Annotated in this window: 16 protein-coding genes; 8 read left to right on the forward strand and 8 right to left on the reverse strand. The window is 66.3% G+C overall.

Annotated elements, in window-relative coordinates:
- Positions 1-31: 31 nt before the first annotated feature.
- A complete protein-coding gene (locus Pla123a_RS02515) occupies positions 32-382 on the reverse strand; it encodes a hypothetical protein (protein ID WP_146583945.1) in 351 nt (116 codons plus the stop codon).
- Between the two features lie 462 nt (positions 383-844).
- Here Pla123a_RS02515 and Pla123a_RS02520 point away from each other — a divergent pair, with 462 nt between their 5' ends.
- From Pla123a_RS02520 to Pla123a_RS02530, 3 genes are all read left to right on the forward strand, one after another.
- The gene (locus Pla123a_RS02520; RefSeq protein ID WP_146583946.1) at positions 845-1,036 is read left to right on the forward strand and encodes a hypothetical protein; all 192 of its coding nucleotides are present in this window, start codon (positions 845-847) and stop codon (positions 1,034-1,036) included.
- 293 nt (positions 1,037-1,329) lie between these two features.
- A complete protein-coding gene (locus Pla123a_RS02525; RefSeq protein ID WP_146583947.1) occupies positions 1,330-2,289 on the forward strand; it encodes a hypothetical protein in 960 nt (319 codons plus the stop codon).
- A gap of 159 nt (positions 2,290-2,448) precedes the next feature.
- Complete coding sequence (locus Pla123a_RS02530; protein ID WP_146583948.1) at positions 2,449-3,084, forward strand: DUF2238 domain-containing protein; 636 nt, start codon at positions 2,449-2,451, stop codon at positions 3,082-3,084.
- A 13-nt stretch (positions 3,085-3,097) separates the two neighbouring features.
- Here Pla123a_RS02530 and Pla123a_RS02535 read toward each other — a convergent pair whose 3' ends face one another.
- From Pla123a_RS02535 to Pla123a_RS02555, 5 genes are all read right to left on the reverse strand, one after another.
- Positions 3,098-5,272, reverse strand: a complete 2,175-nt coding sequence (locus tag Pla123a_RS02535; RefSeq protein WP_197527604.1) for a G8 domain-containing protein — start codon at positions 5,270-5,272, stop codon at positions 3,098-3,100.
- Positions 5,273-5,304: 32 nt separating this feature from the next.
- The gene (locus tag Pla123a_RS02540) at positions 5,305-5,709 is read right to left on the reverse strand and encodes a hypothetical protein (protein WP_146583949.1); all 405 of its coding nucleotides are present in this window, start codon (positions 5,707-5,709) and stop codon (positions 5,305-5,307) included.
- Positions 5,702-6,706, reverse strand: a complete 1,005-nt coding sequence (locus Pla123a_RS02545) for a DUF1559 family PulG-like putative transporter (RefSeq protein ID WP_146583950.1) — start codon at positions 6,704-6,706, stop codon at positions 5,702-5,704. Before Pla123a_RS02545 ends, Pla123a_RS02540 begins: the two co-directional genes overlap by 8 nt.
- A gap of 234 nt (positions 6,707-6,940) precedes the next feature.
- Entirely contained in the window at positions 6,941-7,411 is a 471-nt protein-coding gene (locus tag Pla123a_RS02550) for a nuclear transport factor 2 family protein (RefSeq protein ID WP_146583951.1), read from the reverse strand.
- Positions 7,412-7,475: 64 nt separating this feature from the next.
- The gene (locus Pla123a_RS02555; protein ID WP_146583952.1) at positions 7,476-8,066 is read right to left on the reverse strand and encodes a carboxymuconolactone decarboxylase family protein; all 591 of its coding nucleotides are present in this window, start codon (positions 8,064-8,066) and stop codon (positions 7,476-7,478) included.
- Between the two features lie 243 nt (positions 8,067-8,309).
- Here Pla123a_RS02555 and Pla123a_RS02560 point away from each other — a divergent pair, with 243 nt between their 5' ends.
- Positions 8,310-9,890 carry a sigma-54-dependent Fis family transcriptional regulator gene (locus Pla123a_RS02560; protein ID WP_231956299.1) on the forward strand — a complete coding sequence of 527 codons (1,581 nt, stop codon included), beginning with the start codon at positions 8,310-8,312 and terminating at the stop codon, positions 9,888-9,890.
- A gap of 178 nt (positions 9,891-10,068) precedes the next feature.
- On the forward strand, positions 10,069-11,205 hold the full coding sequence (locus tag Pla123a_RS02565; RefSeq protein ID WP_146583954.1) for a PEP-CTERM sorting domain-containing protein: 1,137 nt from the start codon (positions 10,069-10,071) through the stop codon (positions 11,203-11,205).
- 5 nt (positions 11,206-11,210) lie between these two features.
- Here the strand turns inward: Pla123a_RS02565 and Pla123a_RS02570 are convergent, their stop codons facing one another.
- Together Pla123a_RS02570 and Pla123a_RS02575 are read right to left on the reverse strand one after the other, a co-directional pair.
- Complete coding sequence (locus Pla123a_RS02570) at positions 11,211-11,690, reverse strand: hypothetical protein (protein WP_146583955.1); 480 nt, start codon at positions 11,688-11,690, stop codon at positions 11,211-11,213.
- A 39-nt stretch (positions 11,691-11,729) separates the two neighbouring features.
- Positions 11,730-12,404 (reverse strand): ABC transporter ATP-binding protein, encoded by a 675-nt coding sequence (locus Pla123a_RS02575; RefSeq protein WP_146583956.1) that lies wholly within the window; start codon positions 12,402-12,404, stop codon positions 11,730-11,732.
- 227 nt (positions 12,405-12,631) lie between these two features.
- On the opposite strand from Pla123a_RS02575, the gene Pla123a_RS02580 reads away from it, so the two are divergent.
- The 3 genes from Pla123a_RS02580 to Pla123a_RS02590 all read left to right on the forward strand — a co-directional run bounded on the left by Pla123a_RS02580 (position 12,632) and on the right by Pla123a_RS02590 (position 16,465).
- Positions 12,632-13,327, forward strand: coding sequence for a lysophospholipid acyltransferase family protein (locus Pla123a_RS02580; protein ID WP_146583957.1), 696 nt, complete (start codon positions 12,632-12,634; stop codon positions 13,325-13,327).
- A 139-nt stretch (positions 13,328-13,466) separates the two neighbouring features.
- Positions 13,467-13,790 (forward strand): hypothetical protein, encoded by a 324-nt coding sequence (locus tag Pla123a_RS02585; protein ID WP_146583958.1) that lies wholly within the window; start codon positions 13,467-13,469, stop codon positions 13,788-13,790.
- 1,403 nt (positions 13,791-15,193) lie between these two features.
- Positions 15,194-16,465 carry a DUF5685 family protein gene (locus tag Pla123a_RS02590; RefSeq protein WP_146583959.1) on the forward strand — a complete coding sequence of 424 codons (1,272 nt, stop codon included), beginning with the start codon at positions 15,194-15,196 and terminating at the stop codon, positions 16,463-16,465.
- Positions 16,466-16,498 lie beyond the last annotated feature (33 nt).

The raw sequence follows: 16,498 nt of genomic DNA on the forward strand, positions 1-16,498 counted from the left end.
TAGATCATCGGTCGCACCGCTCTGGTGCGGCTCAGTCGTGATGGTATCCGTACGCGTGGCGGATGTACGGGCGGTCGGCGTCGTAGTCACCGTCGTAATCGCGACGCAGCTTGGTGTCGAGGTCGTCGTTCCACTTTGGGTGATCCGACCGGTACTTCTGCTGAGACGTGTAGCCGAACCGGAATGCTTGTTCACGGTTCTCAAAGGCGTCGTCCGAGCCGATCGCCTGTTTGATGGTATCGTCGACATCTTGGTCCATATCGCGCGCGTTGTCAGAACCAAAATCTGCCTTGGTCTGTTCCCAGTCGTTTGCGAACGCCGCCTTCACGCGTTCCCACGCGCTGTCATTGTCGGCAGTGTTGCTCGTTGCTTTGGTCGCCATTGCGGCACCTCCATTGGAATGAGAAAAGCATCGCTCGTAGTGCCCCAAGTAAGATGCACATCGTGTGCCGCTGACTAAACAGCGCCAGTTCATGGCGAATTGGAGCCTTTTGACGGGCTTCGTTAGCTTGAGTGGATGGGCTGCTCGGCGACCCTGGCGATGAAATGGCCACGCTGGCAGCGGCGGAACCATCACCAGCAGTGGTGCAGGCGCCCGCGGCACGGCCGCGGCGTTCGCCGATCCCTAACGGACCCACGCGCCGCCATTGCCCCAAGGGTGGCCGACGGCAGGCCCGGCCACGCGGTGTTGGCGTTCACGACGTGGGGCATTCGCCCCGCAACCGTCGGCGTGGCGCCCGCCGCCCTGGGCGAACACCGAAGCCATCGCGATTTCCTAGATCTTGTCCTCGCGCGAAGCCTTCACAGCGCAGCTCAGCTGCTGTATCGGTCCGAGAGTCTGCCCTTGCCCGGCAGCAGTTGTTCGCTGGACTACCGCGTTTCGATAGAAGTCCACTGCGACGGGCAGACGTTCGGATTCGAGGACGACGTGGCCGAGGACGTGGCCCGCGTCGCCCAGGCCGCCGAGTGGGCCAGGTGCGGCGGCGCAGCGGTTTCTGCGATCGGTCTCGCGAGTCAGCCGTACGGCCATGCCTAGCAGGCCTGCCGAGTTCTCGCTGCAGTAGTGGCGACTCTCTCTGCTCCCTCCTGTTAGTCAAAACGGGTAGGAACAGAGGGCGCAGAGGAAGCAGAGGGCGGGCAGCGAGCCGCGAGGATTCAGACCTTCTTCCAAGTCGGACGCGACAGCGCGCCTAGCGGCTTCGCACAGCACAGCGGGCCTCCACTCGCTAGACTGATAGGCACGCATATTCATCCTGTTCGGTGATAGGATGCGTTGGCCGCCAGGACTGCCCTTGCCGATGCAGCCCGCGTTGACTGATGGGAGATCGAGTGGAGTCACGATCCTATCCGCGGCTTCTCCGCTTCTCGCTGCGAACCGTCCTCGTCGGCATGACAGTGCTGGCTGTCACGATCGGGCTCTACGCCCGCAGCGTCCGACAGCAGCGTTCGGCGGTTGAAGCGTTGCAAGCCATCGGGGCTACGGTTCAGTACGAAAAGCGGTTGTCGGGACTCTGGGCGCCGGAGTGGCTTACCAGCAGGTTGGGGGTCGACTGCTTCGTCGCCGTTACTGGCGTGCGTCTGTCGGGTCGGCGGGAGGAGCGCCGGTTGATGCCGATCGGCGAGCCGAACCTGTCGCTGGCGGTCGCTGCGATGGAGCGTCTGCCTCGAGTGCGGCGGATCTACTTCGCCGATACCCGCGTTACCGACGAGCAACTCGCAGTCCTGGGCCTACTCTCGGGGCAGATCGAGTCCCTCTACTTCCACGAACGAGGGAACCGCGGCTTCACTGGCGCGGGGTGCCGGCATCTGGCGGCCTGGCCGCGACTGAGGCAATTAACGCTGGACAGCGAAACGCTGGATCCTGAGTCGCTCCATCACCTGACAAATATCCCGGCGCTGGAGTATCTGGCGATCGCAGGCACGCTGAGTCGCGAAGACTTCGAGACCCTGTCGCGTGTGCCCAACCTAACCGGCCTGTCCCTTAGCGGGTGTGCGTTCGATGGCCGCTGGCTGGAGGAATTCAGTCGCAGCAAGCACCTCGAGGCGATAACGCTCCACAACATCTTTCGGAGATTCAAATACCTCGGGCCGTACACGGCAGCGCACGAACCCGACTTGCCTGCTCATCGGGATTCGATCGAATTCAAGTTCAGACCAGGTGGTTTTCCTAATATACCTATCAGCCCTTTCCCAGTACTCCCGCCGCCAGACGCCCTGGACCGTGCTTTCGAAGAGTGGATGGAAGAGCACCTGCCAGGCGTGAAGTTCGGAGTGATTTACAGCAGCTAACGCTTCGCACGCCGTGGCGGCGCAGATTACTCTTGCTCAGGTCGGAATCACCACTACGGGGCATCCTGGATGGTGTCTCCTCACAGCACAACGGGCCCCCATTCGCTAGACTGACAGGCGTGCAAGCGAGTCCCTTCCGTCTTTGCCACTCTTCGAACCATGCCGCTTTTCCACCGCCCATTAAAACCTTCCGAGTACGCCGTGGGCGTGTTCACCGCAGCGTACCTGGGGGCGTCACTGGTTCGATTAATCTGCTCGCCGAACGCGGAGTTCGCGTTCTACCTGACCGTGACCCTGCTGCTGCTCGGGGCGGTGGTGGCGCTGCACCGGAAGATCGACCTGCACATTGGCGCGCTGTGGGGGCTCGCCGTGTGGGGGCTGCTGCACATGGCGGGCGGGCTGGTCTACCTCCCGGTGGACTGGCCGATCGGCGGCGAGACCCACGTCCTCTACAACCTGTGGCTGATCGAGGACCGGCTGAAGTACGACCAGGTGGTGCACGCCTTCGGCTTTGGGCTGGTGACCTGGATCGCGTGGCAGGGGCTGACCTACGCGTTCGCCCAGCACGGCGTCCGCCCGCGGCCAACGCTCGGGCTGATGACCCTGTGCGTCTGCGTCGGCATGGGCGCAGGTGCGCTGAACGAAGTAGTCGAGTTCGCCGCCTTCCAGACCCTGCCCGAGACCAACGTCGGCGAGTACGAGAACACCGGCTGGGACCTGGTGTCGAACCTCGTCGGTTCGCTGATTGCGGCGACCGTGATCTACCTGCGCCGTCAGCCGGAAGTTGGCAAATAGTTCGAGGGCTGCCTCACTCGTGATGATGCCCGTGCGTGGTCGTCACGTGGTGGTGCGACGGGTGGGCGGCGGGCGGGGCGTCGCCGCCGACATGCACCACGTGCGGGGCGAGATCGGCCAGGCCGTTGACGTCCTCGGCGGCGGCGACCACCTCGAACCGATCTTCTGAAGGCGTGGGCAGGGTGATCTCCCACTCGGCGTAGCTGCCGCGGACCGAGCGGGCCGGTCGGCCGTTGACCAGCACCTGCTTGATGTCGCTGGCGTCGGCTGTGGCGCCGGCCACGCGGACCAGGGCGCCGTCGCGGAGGGCGTGGGTCACCAGCGTGACCGGCGGCTCTTCGTCGCTGAAGCTCGACACGCCGCCGAAGCGGCGGCGCGATCCGCTTTCGTCCTCCGATTCGGGCGGCATGCCCATGCTGAGCGGGTTGTGGATGTCGTTGACGCGCATCTTGGCGGTGGTGATGCGGCGGTAGCCAGAGCGGTCCATGATCGAGCGCCAGATCGCCACGTCCGAGTCGAACACGTCGAGCCCGTCGACAAACACGCCGGTGGTCCCCAGGTGCACGGCCCAGTTGGCTTCCCAGCAGCGGAAGTCGCGGACCCAGAACGGCTTGCCGGGCGCTGGCATCGCCTGGGCGGCCTCGTCGGCGAGGGTGAGGTTCTGGTTGTAGATGTCGAGTCCGCCCCCCTCGGGCCGGGTGACGCCGCGGAGGTTCAGGCAGAAGAACTGCATCGTGTGGGCCTCGTTGTCCTGAAAGCGGACGAACGGCATGGTGCGGGTGTCCTGCATCGCCACCTCCCCGTCCGGCTGGCGGATCGGCCGCACCGGGTCGTAGCCGTCGGCCGCCTTGCAGTCGAACCGGTAGCCGTACTCAGCGCACTCCGCGGCGACGTTCCGGGTGAACACGTTCTGGCAGTTGGCGAACCAGAAGCCGGCGCCGCGATTGGGGTCGAACGGGATCACCTGCTCCGGCAGTGGCCGGCCGGGACCGACCGTGCAGGCGAGGTTGTGGTCGAGGACGTTGTTGGTCTCCGTGCCGTCCTCGAGGAAGAAGCCGTGCCCGATCGACTTGTAGCCGACGCAGTCGCGGACCACGAGGCCGTCGGTCCCGTGGATGGTGAGGAAGCGGTTGTGGCTGTCCCAGATCGACGCGCCGATGACCGAGCTGCCGCGCATCGTGTCGCCGCACAGGTGGTAGTGCAGGCTGTAGCGGCCGAGCGCGCCCTGCTTGCCGAGGTGGCGGAACTCGGCGTAGCTGATCGAGCCCCGCGAGTGCACGTGGATCATGGTGTGCCCCCGCGCGACGTCGGGCTCGGCCGACTCCACCACGACATTGCGGCTGAGGTTGGCGACCTCCGCGCGGAAGGCGCCCTCAGCGTAGTGATCGTGCGTCAGCGGCCGGTCGAGCGTAATCGGGTAGCCGCCGGTGAAGTCGCGGCCGCCGATCTTGGTGATCGTGCGGACCTCGGTCTGGGCCCCGTCGAAAAAGGCGTCGTCGAGGAAGGCGCCGCTGCGGCCCCGCCGATTTCGCTGCCGGGTGGTGCTGGTGACGATCACCCGGTCGCCCACGCGCCAGTCGGCGACCGGCTGGTCGACCGCGACGCGGTTGTCGCCCGTCTCGGCGCCGCGCTGCAGCTTGACCCAGGTCTTGGCGAGCGGCGCGCCGTGCAGCTCCATGCGGCCGCCGCAGTTCAAGAGCGCGGGGCACGACTCGCGGTCCATCCCTGCGACATAATGTAGGCGGATCGTGGCGGTGTGATCGACCGGCAGCGGGCTGCCCGGCTCGCCGATCAGCAGCGTCGCCTGGTGCCCGCCGGGGTGGACGTGCTCGGGGGTCTCATGGCAGTCGAAGCCCTGCTCAGAGGGCTCCTCGCTGGCCGTGAGCTGCACCAAGCCCGCCTCGAGCCGCGTGTCGCGGTCGCGGGCGAACTCCAGCGTGCCGACAATCTGCACCAGCCGCAGCACCTCGCTCGACGCGACGTCGTACCGCACGTGGTGCTCGCGGCCAATCACTACCCGGTCGCCCGTCTGAGGGACGCGGCCCGCGTCCCAGGTGGCGGGGTCAGACCACGGGCCCGACTGCGCGGTGCGGAGCAACGGCGGTTCAGGGGCTGCGGCGAGTGTCTGGTGGGTCGCGACGAATTGGCAGCACAGCACGAGTGCCAGGCAGCGGGCGGTCGATTGCAAGTTATCTGACTCCGGTTAAGACGCCACGCGTTCTAGCGGCGCGAGAGGTTGATGGGTTCCATCGTGGCCGGCTCATCGCCGCTCGGCAGCGCGAAGGTCGTCACGGGTTGAATGGGGTCGCGGTAGCGTCCGCCGAAGCGGTCGGGGCCCTCGACCACCGAACCGTCGTCGAGCAAGACCGACGGCCAGAACGCGGTGACAGCGAACGGGCCGTCGCTGCTGACGCGGATTTTGAAGGCGCCGTCGGGATCGGTGCGGGCGGTGGCGGACGCCGTCGGCGGCGCGCCGGCAGCAACTGCCTCCGTCAGCACGACGTACACCCCCTCGGCCGCGCGGCCGTCGACCCGCACACTGCCGTGCACCTCGCGGGCGGCGGGGTGCTGGTCGCAGCCGACGCTCAGCAGTGCGAGGCACGCCAGCCATCGGACGCTAGTCATCGATTACCTCGGCGCTGTCGCGGCTCACCAGGAACATCAGCACCCGGGCGGACGTGTCCTCGGCCAGCAGCCGGACGCTGCCGTCCCCCATGCCGGCGTGCGCGCCGCCGGGGTGGAAGCCGAAGACGCCCTGCGAGTTGTTGCAGTTGATCGCACAGTCCGTGCCGGCCGGGATGTTGCGGAGGGTGGTGGGGTAGGTCTCGGCCGTGTAGGAAGGGTAGGTCTGCACCATGAAGGCGCACCAGCCGAGCCAGGTGCCCCACGCGCCCGGCTGGTCGAGCGTGACATCGTCAGACGGCATCGGCATGCCAACGCCGCGGACGAAGTGCTGGTCGTAGCCGGCGTGCTCGACCACCATCGTGGTGTTCGACAGGCCGTCGGTCACCTTCGACATCTTCGGCTCGTCCCCCTTAAAGATCGGCGACGGCCGGTCGGCCCCTGGGTTCACCAGCTCGTACGCCGACGAGTTGATGCCGTGGTTGACCCAGTAGTCGAGGGCCCAGCCGGTGAGGATGCCGGCCGCGCCCGGGTCGCTGGTCGTGCCGGTCGTGGTGAGGAAGTCGCCGTAGCTCGAGCCGGTGGAGCTCGAGAGCCGCATCTTGATCGGGTCGGTGATCGGGTTTGACGGGCAACGCACGAGTCCGACCTCGAGATTCGCCAGAGGCTGGTGCGACGGGTCGGCGAAGCCGCCCGGCGCGGTGCGGTCGAACAGGTCCGCGACGTTGCCCTCCTCGATGAACGGCAGCAGCCCGACCATGTGACCGAACTTGGGGTCCTTCGACAGCCGCGCCGGCGGGAACATCCGGTAGGTGTCGTGGTAGTTGTGCATGGCGAGCGCCATCTGCTTCAAATTGTTCTGGCACGACGATCGCCGGGCCGCCTCGCGGGCCGACTGCACCGCCGGCAGCAGCAGGCTGATCAAGACGCCGATGATCGCGATCACGACCAACAGTTCGACCAACGTGAAAGCGCGAACGTGGGGATACTTCAAACGCATGGGGCAACGGGAGGGAGGTGCTGGCGGGAGGGCAGGGCGCCGGTCTGGCGGGGACCGGCGCCCGCGACTGCTGCTCTCCTCTAGCCAATGGCGCGCCAAACTCGCGCTAAGCGTTAGGAAACGACGCTCGCACCCTCCCGCGAGCGGTGCTGCCGCACGGTAGCGACGAAACACAACAAGACGTTCTCCGCTAGCGTGTCGATCGGTGCGGCGCGGGCGTCGTATCGACCGACACTACGCGACGCACAGCACCAGACTAGTGTCAGCAGGGCGGGGCTCGCCGAGCGGCCAGTGGAACTTGCGGTCGGTCTCGGCGATCAAGACGTCGTTGATCGAGGCCTCGCGGCGCCGCATCAGGCCCTCGTTGTCGAACTCCCACAGCTCGTTGCCGTAGGCGCGGCGCCACTGGCCTGACGCGTCACGGTGCTCGTACTGGAAGCGGACGGCGATGCGGTTGTCGGTGAACGACCACAGGTCCTTCATCAGGCGGTAGTCGAGCTCGCTGGCCCACTTGCGCGTCAGGAAGCCGCGGATCGCGTCGCGGCCCTGCAGGAACTCGCCGCGGTTGCGCCACGTCGAGTCCTCGCTGTACGCGAGGGCCACCCGCGCCGGGTCGCGTGAGTTCCACGCGTCCTCGGCGGCGCGGACCTTCTGCCGGGCGGTCGACTCGGTGAACGGCGGGCGGAGGGAGGTCGGGGGCGTCATCGGTTCATCTCCATTCGAAAAGGGGCCGGGCGCCGCGCCTCGCGGCGCCCGGCCATGGCAGGGGTTACACGCTGCAGCCGCAGGCGGTCGTGCACGCGGCGGCCTCGCCGACCTCTTCGAGCGGCGCCGCGACGGGGAAGTCGACCTCGGTCTGGGCCAGGTTGTTGAAGTAGTTGGTCAGCGTGTTGAGCGCCACGGCGGCGACTACCTCGGCGACGGCCGCGTCGTCGAAGCCGGCGGCGCGGAACTGGTTGAGGTCGTCGTCGCTGACGCGGCCGCGGGTCGCCACGACCGCGGCGGCCAGCTTGGCGACCGCGTCGGCCGTCGGCTCGCCGCCCGAGGCGCGCCGGGCGGCGGTAATGGCGTGGGCGTCCATGCCGGTCGACTTGCCGATGGCCGTGTGGGCGGCCAGGCAGTACTCGCAGCCATTGGCCTCGGCCACGGCCAGCGCGATGACCTCCCGCTCGTGCGCCGTCAGCATGGCGTCGGCGCCAAGCGCGGCCGACAGGTCGAGGTAGCCCCGCAACGCAGCGGACGAGTTCGCCAGGCCCCGCAGCAGGTTGGGCACGCGGCCCAGCTTCGACTGCACGGCCTGCAGCAGGGCGGCTTGAGTGGCGTTGGCTTGGTCAGAGGCAACTAGGGGAAGACGCGACATGATAGAGCTCCTGGTAGGGCAGGGAGTGGGTTCTGGGCGACAGCTCGCCGTCATAGCAGTGCCCTTAGGCATGATTGGCGCCAAACGTCGGGATTTCTCGTAAGTTATTTTTGGGTAGAGCTTTAGGTGTTTTCTTGCCGGGTTGCTAGAGCAGCGACATTTCGATATCAAGCGAGAAGTCGTGGTTGGGCAGCGAGATTACGCTATGCTTCAGCCATGCCGCCGCTCTCCGATCACACCCCGATGTTCAGCCATCCCAAGCAGCTGCTGCTCGACTTGGCGCAGCAGCGGGAACTGCCGGCATTGCTCGATCTGCTGGTGAGCCGGATCGCCGAGTCCGAGGGCGTCGCGCTCGCGCGGCTGTGGCTGGTGCGGCCGGGCGCCGGCTGCGAGACCTGCCCCATGCGCAGCGAGTGCCCCGACCAGTCGCAGTGCCTGCACCTGGTGGCGAGCCGCGGCCGCTCGGTGGTGGAACCAGAGAATAACCTCTCGCGACTCGACGGCCGGTTCCGCCGCTTCCCGATCGGCGTCCGCAAGGTGGGCCGCATCGCGCTGACCGGCGAAGCGATCGAGGCGCCCGATCTCGACACACTGCCCGAATGGGTCGTCGACCCGGAGTGGGCACAGTCCGAGCAGATCGTCGGCTTCACGGGCCAGCCGCTCACGCACCACGGCATGGTGCTCGGCGTGCTCGGCGTGTTCAGCCGTGTGCGGATCGGCGACGAGTGCTTCGACTGGCTGCGGATGATTGCGGACCACGCCGCGGCGGCGATTGCGCACTCTTACGCGTGGGAAGAGGTGCAGCGGCTGCGGCAGCGTTTGGAGGACGAGAACGAGCACCTGCAGCACGAGATCGCCGCCGAGCAGGGCTTCGGCGAGATGCTCGGCCGCAGCCCCGCGTTGCGCAACGTCACGCAGCAGATCGAGCTGGTCGCGCCGACCGACTCGACCGTGCTGATCTTGGGGGAGAGCGGCGCCGGCAAGGAGGTGGTCGCGCGTGAGCTGCACCGCCGCAGCCGCCGCGCGGACCGGCCGCTGATCAAGGTGAACTGCGCGGCGATCCCGCGTGAGCTGTTCGAGAGCGAGTTCTTCGGCCACATCAAGGGCGCATTCACTGGCGCGCTGCGCGACCGGGTAGGCCGGTTCGAGCTGGCCGACGGCGGCACGCTGTTCCTCGACGAGGTCGGCGAGGTGCCGCTCGACCTGCAGAGCAAGCTGCTGCGGGTGCTGCAGGAGGGCGAGATCGAGCGGATCGGCGAGGAACGGACCCGCCGCGTCGACGTCCGGGTGATCGCCGCCACTAACCGCGACCTCCGTGAGGAGGCCCGCCAGCGCCGCTTCCGCGAGGACCTGTACTACCGGCTGAGCGTGTTCCCGGTCGAGCTGCCGCCGCTCCGCGACCGCCGGGAGGACGTCCCGCTGTTGGCCGAGCACTTCCTCGAGCAGGCCTCACGCCGGCTGGCGGTCGCCAGGCCGCGGCTCACCAAGGGGGTCGCGCGGCAGCTCCAGCAGTACGACTGGCCCGGCAACGTCCGTGAGCTGCAGCACGTGGTCGAGCGGGCAGTAATCCTGTCGCGCGGCGGCCCGCTCCGCGTCCAACTCGACGACGCGCCCGCCGCTGCCGCGCCGCCCACGAACGCCGCCGACGCCACCGAACTGCTCACCGAAGCCCAGGTCCGCGACTTCGAACGCGCCAACCTCCGCCGCGTGCTCGACGCCGCCGGCGGCAAGGTCTACGGTTCCGGCGGAGCGGCCGAGCTGCTCGGCATGAAACCGTCGACGCTGATTTCGAGGCTCAAAGCCATGGGCGTCGAGCGGCGGTAACTTGTCTCGAATGAGTCGCTGGGCCCGCATTATTGACTGCGGAGAACCGTTGGCGTAGGCTGTCGGTTGACTTGCCGGAAGGTCACCCCGCCTAAATTGCAGCGTCTGCAGCAGGGATCTCGGTCGAGATTGTTGCGCTCGTCGCGTCTTCTAAAGAGCAGAGATAGGACCGCAGATCATGATGTGCTCCACATTTTTTCAATCGTTTCTCGCCCTGGTCGCTGCGACTATGACGCTGCTGTGCTTAGCGTCGCCTTCTTCTGGCGAGCGGCTTTTCCTGAACGGCAGCATGTACTCGGCGACCGGCGAGTTGATCCCGCGCCAGTATCCTTTCCCAGAGGGGACCGGCATCGAGAACCAGGAAGTGGTCTACTTAGATCGCACTCTCAGCGCCGATGGGAAGGTTGTGACGACCTGGGCGAACTCACTGGGTTTGGAGATCGGCTACCACCGTGACGCTAGGACAGGGGAGTACTTGGGGACAACCCAGAGCTTCGTCTATCTGTACGGCGGGTCGGTAGGGCAGCCGATTTACACGGGGTGGGGGGGGCCGGATGATGCGATCGCCTTACCGCCTCACCGTCGCATGATGGAGAGGGTGCACGCCCCGCCCGGTGGCGCTGACTACTTAGCGAGAGGAGTCACGGAAGCACCTGAGGATTACGGTCCAGCGGTCGATGTTCTATTTGACAGCCAGACCGGCTTGGTGCGTCAAGCGTTTGGATCGGTGCTGTGTTTCGGTCCTGGTCCGCTCGGTCTGCAGTCGCGACTCTACGCCAACGAGGGCCAGCAGATCGTCGTCTACGAGGAGGTGGATGACGGTGGCGTCATCGATTTCCAACGCGTCAATTCCTACGCAAGTCCGATCAATGTGAGCGACGCCTATTACTACGACTTCGTTATCCCAATTCACGCGGGCGCCGATGGGAATCTGTACTTCTTGAAAGACAACGCTGTCCATCGCATGAACGGGCTGACCGGCGAGGACCTCGGCGTGTTCGTGTCCCTCGATCAGTACGACTCGACTGGTCCACCGGCAGAGGAAGCATTCACAAGCATCCGAATGGCCGAAGAGCCTTACCTCTACGTTCAATACGCAGGTGTTGAAAAGCCTTACACTGCGTTCACCAAGTTCGACTTGGCTACCGGCCAGCGAATCGGCGGATTCGAGATCGAGGCTCTCAATATCGACTTCACAGCTACCCTACAGTGGCAATCGTGGGAAATCGTTGAAGGGGTTCCCGAGCCGAGCAGCGTCGCTGTGCTCGCAAGCGGCGTCTGCTGCCTGCTGGGCCGCCGGCGCCGCGTTGGGTGAGCCTTCTATGTTTCGACGGCCGCGAGCGCCTGCTTGGCGAGTCGCGCGAGCCGCGGTTGGGGCGACTCGGTTAGTGGCTCGAGCGCCTCGCGGCAGCCGCTGGCGGGCGGGCCGATCTTGCTGATGGCCCACACGGCGCGTTCGCGGACGGCGATGGGTCGCTGCGCGGCGGCGGTCTCGGCGAGCTGCGCCGCGGCCGGCGCGCCGGCGGGGCCGAGCCGGCCGATGAGGGTTGCGGCCCAGTAAGCCGGCAGCTCGTCGGCGTTCAGCAGGTTGACCAGCGCGTCGAGCTGGTCGACGGTAGGCGGGCCGCACTTCTCGAGCGCGGCGATGCACGGCTCGCCGATGTCTGAGTCGCCGGCGTGCGCGGCGAGCGTGGCGGCGATCGGGCCGGCGCCCTCGCCGTCGATCATCGCGCGGTCGGCGGCCGCCAGTCGGTCGTTGCCGCCGCCCGCGAGGGCGGCCAGGATCTGGTCGTGTGTCATGGGGGCGTGATCATCAAGGGGGTGCGAGCAACGACAACGCTACTGATCGACCAATCGCCCGTCATCCAGTCTCTTGCTCGACTGCATCGCGGCGGCCAGGTCGGGGCTGTGCGTGACGACCACCAGGATGGAATTGGTTTCTTGTTGCAGTTCCAGCAGCAGGTCGGTGACGCCGCCGGCGGTGGTCTGGTCGAGGTTGCCGGTCGGCTCGTCGGCAAGGACCAGCGTCGGCTTGCGGACCAACGCCCGGGCGATGGCGACCCGCTGCCGCTCGCCGCCCGACAGCTCGGACGGCAGGTGGGTGAGCCGCTGGCTGAGGCCGACGCGGTCGAGCAGCTCGCGGGCGATTTCCTGCTCGGCGGGCCCGGCGGAGCCAACCGCCAGCAGCGGCGTCAGCACGTTCTCGAGCACCGTGCACTGCGGCAGCAGGTAGTGCTCCTGGAAGACAAAGCCGATCTGCTCGCCGCGGAACTTGGGGAGCTCCTTCTCCGGCAGGGCGTAGGAGTCCTGGCCGGCGATGGTGATCGTGCCCGCGGTCGGCGGCTCAAGCCCGCCGAGCAGTGCTAGCAGCGTGCTCTTGCCAGAGCCGCTGGGTCCGACAATCGCCATGCTCTGGCCACGGTCGAGGGAGAAGCTAGCTTCGCGCAGCACCTCCAGCGGTCCCGAGGGGGTGGGGTAGCTCTTGGCGGCGTGGTCGACAACGAGGTCTGGCATGCCGTGATTGTCGGCTGCTGGCGCCCGACCGCCAAGGGGCACGCCGCCCAGGGCCACGTTGCTAAGGGCCACGCCGCGGCCGCCCACAGACTCTTCCCGACCCGAACAGGGCCCCGCGATTGCTGTATCGCTAGCGGGGTGATCCCGCTAAAAACACGTCGACTTGCTGCCCGATAGGGGGTACAAGTCGGACCGCTACCCCACCACTCTTGCCCCCGAAACTACCGATGTCGCTCTCCCGTCGGGCGCTCTCCTGGCTCATCGCGTTGGCGATTGTGACCCTCCGCATCACTTGCCGCGTGCGGGTCTACAACGACCCCCGCCCCAAGCTCCGCGAGGCGGGCCTGCCTTACACGTACTCAACGCTGCACGCGCATCAGGTAGCCGTGGTGATCAACCGCGAGCCGGGCACGGCGGCCATGGTATCCCAGTCGAAGGACGGTCAGCTGCTGATCCCGGCGTTCAAGCTGATGCGGGTGCGTCCGAAGTGCGGCTCGAGCGGCGGCGGCGGCAAGGGCGGCCGCGCCGCGTTGCAGGGCCTGGCCGACAACCTCCGCGGCGGCGACCCGGCGATCCTGGCGGTCGATGGCCCGATCGGCCCCCGCGGCCGCGTCAGCAAGGGCGTGGCGGTGCTCGCGAAGCAGACCGGCTGCGCCGTGATCAACGTGGTCGGCATCCCCACCAGCCGCTGGATCATCACCAAGGCGTGGGACCGGCTGCAGATCCCCAAGCCGTTCAGCACCATCCACGGCTACTTTGGCGAGCCGCTGTTCTACCAAGTCGGCGAGAGCATCGAAGACTTTCGCCTGCGCGTCGAAGAGCAGCTGAACGCGCTGGAGCAGAAGCACGACCCCGAAGAAGCGGCAGCGGCCGCCGCGGCGACCGCTGCCCGGCCGCCCAGACGGCGCCGCGTGGCGGCGTAGATCGCTGGGGCACGCTGCTTATCTTATTATCTAAATTCTTGCGCCGCCGCCGGCAACCCATGGCTGGCACGGCCAACACCGTCAAAGCCACGGCATGCGGCTCGGGGACGGGGTGAGAGCCGAACTCGAAGAAGTACGAATGGACTTCTGGCTCATTGCCTGCTGCGTTCGGCGCCAGGCTCATGCTGTACGACTTGACCCGAACTCTCTTTGCACCAACAGTAGAAACCTCGGAAGAGAGAAGATTGTAGCCAGCGAGATTCCCGAGGTCGAAATCGGTGTCGGATCGTTCGAATTGATTGAGCGCGATCAATTCGTTCGAGTCGGCGTCGTAGATTTCAGAGACCGTTCGCAGCAATCCGATCCCGTCTCTGCGCCCATTCTCATAGCTTGGATGGTGAGCTACTCCAAAGCTCTCAATCCGGCCTTCGCCAGCCTGCAGCACAAACTCCGTCTGGATTAGCTGGGCGTATCCGTCGGGGAAGTTCCCAATGCGGCCGCCAAGCAGGGTTCCAAAGATGCTATCTCGAGGGCCAACATACAGCAATGAATCCAATCGATTTACGTAGTGTATCTCTGAGAAGGGTGTGGTGAAGTCTCCTGCGACCAAGAGGGCGCCGGCAGCCGACGTGCTAATTGGAGAAACGGAAGCGAGTCTTGATAATCCGCTTGCCCAGGCGTAGTCGACTGCGGCGGGAAGCGTTGGGTACACCGAGGAGTCAATGGCGACCTCCACTCGTTTCCACGAGAGCTCCGTGAGTGTCATTCCGTTGCTAACGACGACCGTTCCCGGAGTCGCAAAGTCTTGAAGTGTCGCGTCGAGTGCAAGCGGGTACCCAGGCTGAATGATCCCTGCTTCTTCTTGAGTCAAGCCGGAGGTGAGCAGCCACGTTGCGAGTGGACCGCCTCTGACGTCCATCACGCGGACAAGGTTGTCACGGGCCACAATCTGGGCAACCACACCATCCAGTCCATCGCAGTGGATCAAGAATCCAACCGCACAGTGCGTGCCATGCTGGTCGACGAAGATGGGGGCCGCACTGGCGGACTCCCCTTGATTCTGCGGGAACAGACCTCGCTCTGCGTAGTAGCGCAGGCGGTGCATCTGAAGTTCTCGACGGCTGGCAAGCTCCCGCAGTGCCTGGCGCCGCTGCGAGTACGTCCATTCGGTTCGCGACACTGCCTCTGCCCGCCACAACGCTACCAGCAAGCTGTAGTTTCGGTTCCGCTCGAGGGTTTCTACGACTGCGGCAAAGTGATGTGTGAGTTGCGAGTCGATTTCCTCACGGTCCAATCCTTCGTCCCACACCGTCGGACCGAAGACCGCCGACCGAAACTCTGTTGGGTTGATTTCGATTGCGTGGGGTTCAGTGATCGGGCGGGCGAGCCCTGTAGAGCAGAGCAACACGCACAGACCAATAACCCGAGCGGCGAGTGAGGTGTTAGACATTTAGATCTCGACTGGCGAGGCTGTTTGAAATCGGCGGCGATACCTGTTAGCGGAAACAGAAAAAGCCACGAAGTCGAACGTCCCCACCCCGGAGGGGCTTATGGGGGCGTTCGGACTCGTAGCTTTGGCAGTAGCGGAAATTGTCGTGCGTGAGTGACAAGAGGATCTGAAACCGGAGTCTAGCCATGCGTCGGGACGATTGCAAGTGTTTTCCGCAATGCGCTCATTCCCGAAACACGCGATTCGCGCCCAAGCCGCTGAACACCGTGAACGGCTACTTCGACTAGACGCTGTGTGGTGACGAAGGTCGAGATTTCCGCCAAGATCGGTGCGCCGGCCCCGAACCCTGCCGTTGATGGACTAGACTAGCCCCTCACGCTTCGCCGTCTCAGATTCCTTCGGCATGAGCCGCCCCGATGTTTGGATACCTCCGCGGCCCCCACGGTGACCTCGACTACCGCCGGGCGTATGCGCGGTGCTGCCGGTTTCAGCGGCTGTGCTTTGGCGCCCGCACGGCGCCGGTCGTGAGCTACGAGGGGGTGTTCGCTTACCTGCTGGCGAGGGAGGCGCTCGGCGGCGGCGTGCTGCTAGAGTCGGAGTCGACCTGCTGCCGTTTGCGGGGCGCGCGGGCGGTTGCCGGGGCGGACGACCAGCCGCTCGGCGAGTTCGCCGCGGCGCTCGGCATGCTGCTCGCCGGGATCAAGCTCCGCGACGATGTCCGCGACGACCGGTCGCTCGCCGCGCGGCTGGCGTTGTTCATCTGGCGGCGACCGATGAAGCAAGCCGAGGAGTACTTCGCCCAACTCGACCCGGCAGCGCCCAGCCGCTTCCGCGAAGTCGTCGAGCGGCACGTCGCGCTCGAGGCTGCGGGCCAGCGCTGCTCGCTGGCCGAGTTCGCCCGGCCGACGGCCGAGGGCTTCGGCTACGCGTTCTCGCTGCTGTCGCGGTTGGACGGGCGACTGATCACGCACGCCGATCGGTTCGAGGAGATCGGTCGGGCGATCGGCGGCGCGATCATCATGGCCGATTGCGCGGTGGACTGGCGGCGTGACAAACGGCGTGGTCTGCCCAACCCGGTGAAGGACGCGGACGCCGCCGACGACGCCTCCACGGCCGCGCAGCGCGAACTTGTCGAGGCGTCCTCGTGTTGGTGGGCGATGGCTGATCGCCGCGTTTCGCTGCGGGTGCTCAGCAGCGCGATCGAACGCATCGAGTCGCGGCGCTCGGCCCCACTGCCGCCCGGAAAATGCCCCACGCTGCGGCCGTCGCATCTGATGCGAGCTGGGTTTTGCGACTGCGACTGCCCAATCGGCGGGTGCGACTGTGGTGGTGGCGACTGCGGAGGCGGGGAGTGTGGGGCGTGTGGAGGCGGTGGTCCTGATGTTGGCTGGGCGCCTGGGGCGTCTGCCGGCTGCTGCGACCCCAGCTGCTGTATCTGCATCGACTGCTGGATGTGCGAGCCCCGCCAGCAGAAGCCTGAAATGACCCGCCGGCGGTGGGAGTCGTTCATCGGACGGACCGGCTTCGCCAACGGCGACCTAGCTCCCGTCGGGATGGTGGTGATTGACGGCCGCTCTCACCCCGCCAGCACAAAAGGGCCACGAATCGGCGGTGGCGCCTGCGTCGAAGTCGTGGACGTCGACGAATTCGGCTTGATTGTGCAGCGTAGCGAGCAGACGCAAGCCTGACGATTACCCTCCGGCGGCATCGGCGCTATGATT

Source organism: Posidoniimonas polymericola, from assembly GCF_007859935.1.
Lineage (GTDB): Bacteria > Planctomycetota > Planctomycetia > Pirellulales > Lacipirellulaceae > Posidoniimonas > Posidoniimonas polymericola.

What these genes read in the sequence shown, in the direction of transcription:
- Pla123a_RS02515 (WP_146583945.1), bottom strand. Translation starts at nt 382, where the DNA reads ATGGCGACCAAAGCAACGAGCAACACTGCCGACAATGACAGCGCGTGG.
- Pla123a_RS02530 (WP_146583948.1), top strand. Translation starts at nt 2,449, where the DNA reads ATGCCGCTTTTCCACCGCCCATTAAAACCTTCCGAGTACGCCGTGGGC.
- Pla123a_RS02540 (WP_146583949.1), bottom strand. Translation starts at nt 5,709, where the DNA reads ATGACTAGCGTCCGATGGCTGGCGTGCCTCGCACTGCTGAGCGTCGGC.
- Pla123a_RS02545 (WP_146583950.1), bottom strand. Translation starts at nt 6,706, where the DNA reads ATGCGTTTGAAGTATCCCCACGTTCGCGCTTTCACGTTGGTCGAACTG.
- Pla123a_RS02550 (WP_146583951.1), bottom strand. Translation starts at nt 7,411, where the DNA reads ATGACGCCCCCGACCTCCCTCCGCCCGCCGTTCACCGAGTCGACCGCC.
- Pla123a_RS02555 (WP_146583952.1), bottom strand. Translation starts at nt 8,066, where the DNA reads ATGTCGCGTCTTCCCCTAGTTGCCTCTGACCAAGCCAACGCCACTCAA.
- Pla123a_RS02560 (WP_231956299.1), top strand. Translation starts at nt 8,310, where the DNA reads ATGTTCAGCCATCCCAAGCAGCTGCTGCTCGACTTGGCGCAGCAGCGG.
- Pla123a_RS02565 (WP_146583954.1), top strand. Translation starts at nt 10,069, where the DNA reads ATGATGTGCTCCACATTTTTTCAATCGTTTCTCGCCCTGGTCGCTGCG.
- Pla123a_RS02570 (WP_146583955.1), bottom strand. Translation starts at nt 11,690, where the DNA reads ATGACACACGACCAGATCCTGGCCGCCCTCGCGGGCGGCGGCAACGAC.
- Pla123a_RS02575 (WP_146583956.1), bottom strand. Translation starts at nt 12,404, where the DNA reads ATGCCAGACCTCGTTGTCGACCACGCCGCCAAGAGCTACCCCACCCCC.
- Pla123a_RS02580 (WP_146583957.1), top strand. Translation starts at nt 12,632, where the DNA reads ATGTCGCTCTCCCGTCGGGCGCTCTCCTGGCTCATCGCGTTGGCGATT.
- Pla123a_RS02585 (WP_146583958.1), top strand. Translation starts at nt 13,467, where the DNA reads ATGGACTTCTGGCTCATTGCCTGCTGCGTTCGGCGCCAGGCTCATGCT.
- Pla123a_RS02590 (WP_146583959.1), top strand. Translation starts at nt 15,194, where the DNA reads ATGTTTGGATACCTCCGCGGCCCCCACGGTGACCTCGACTACCGCCGG.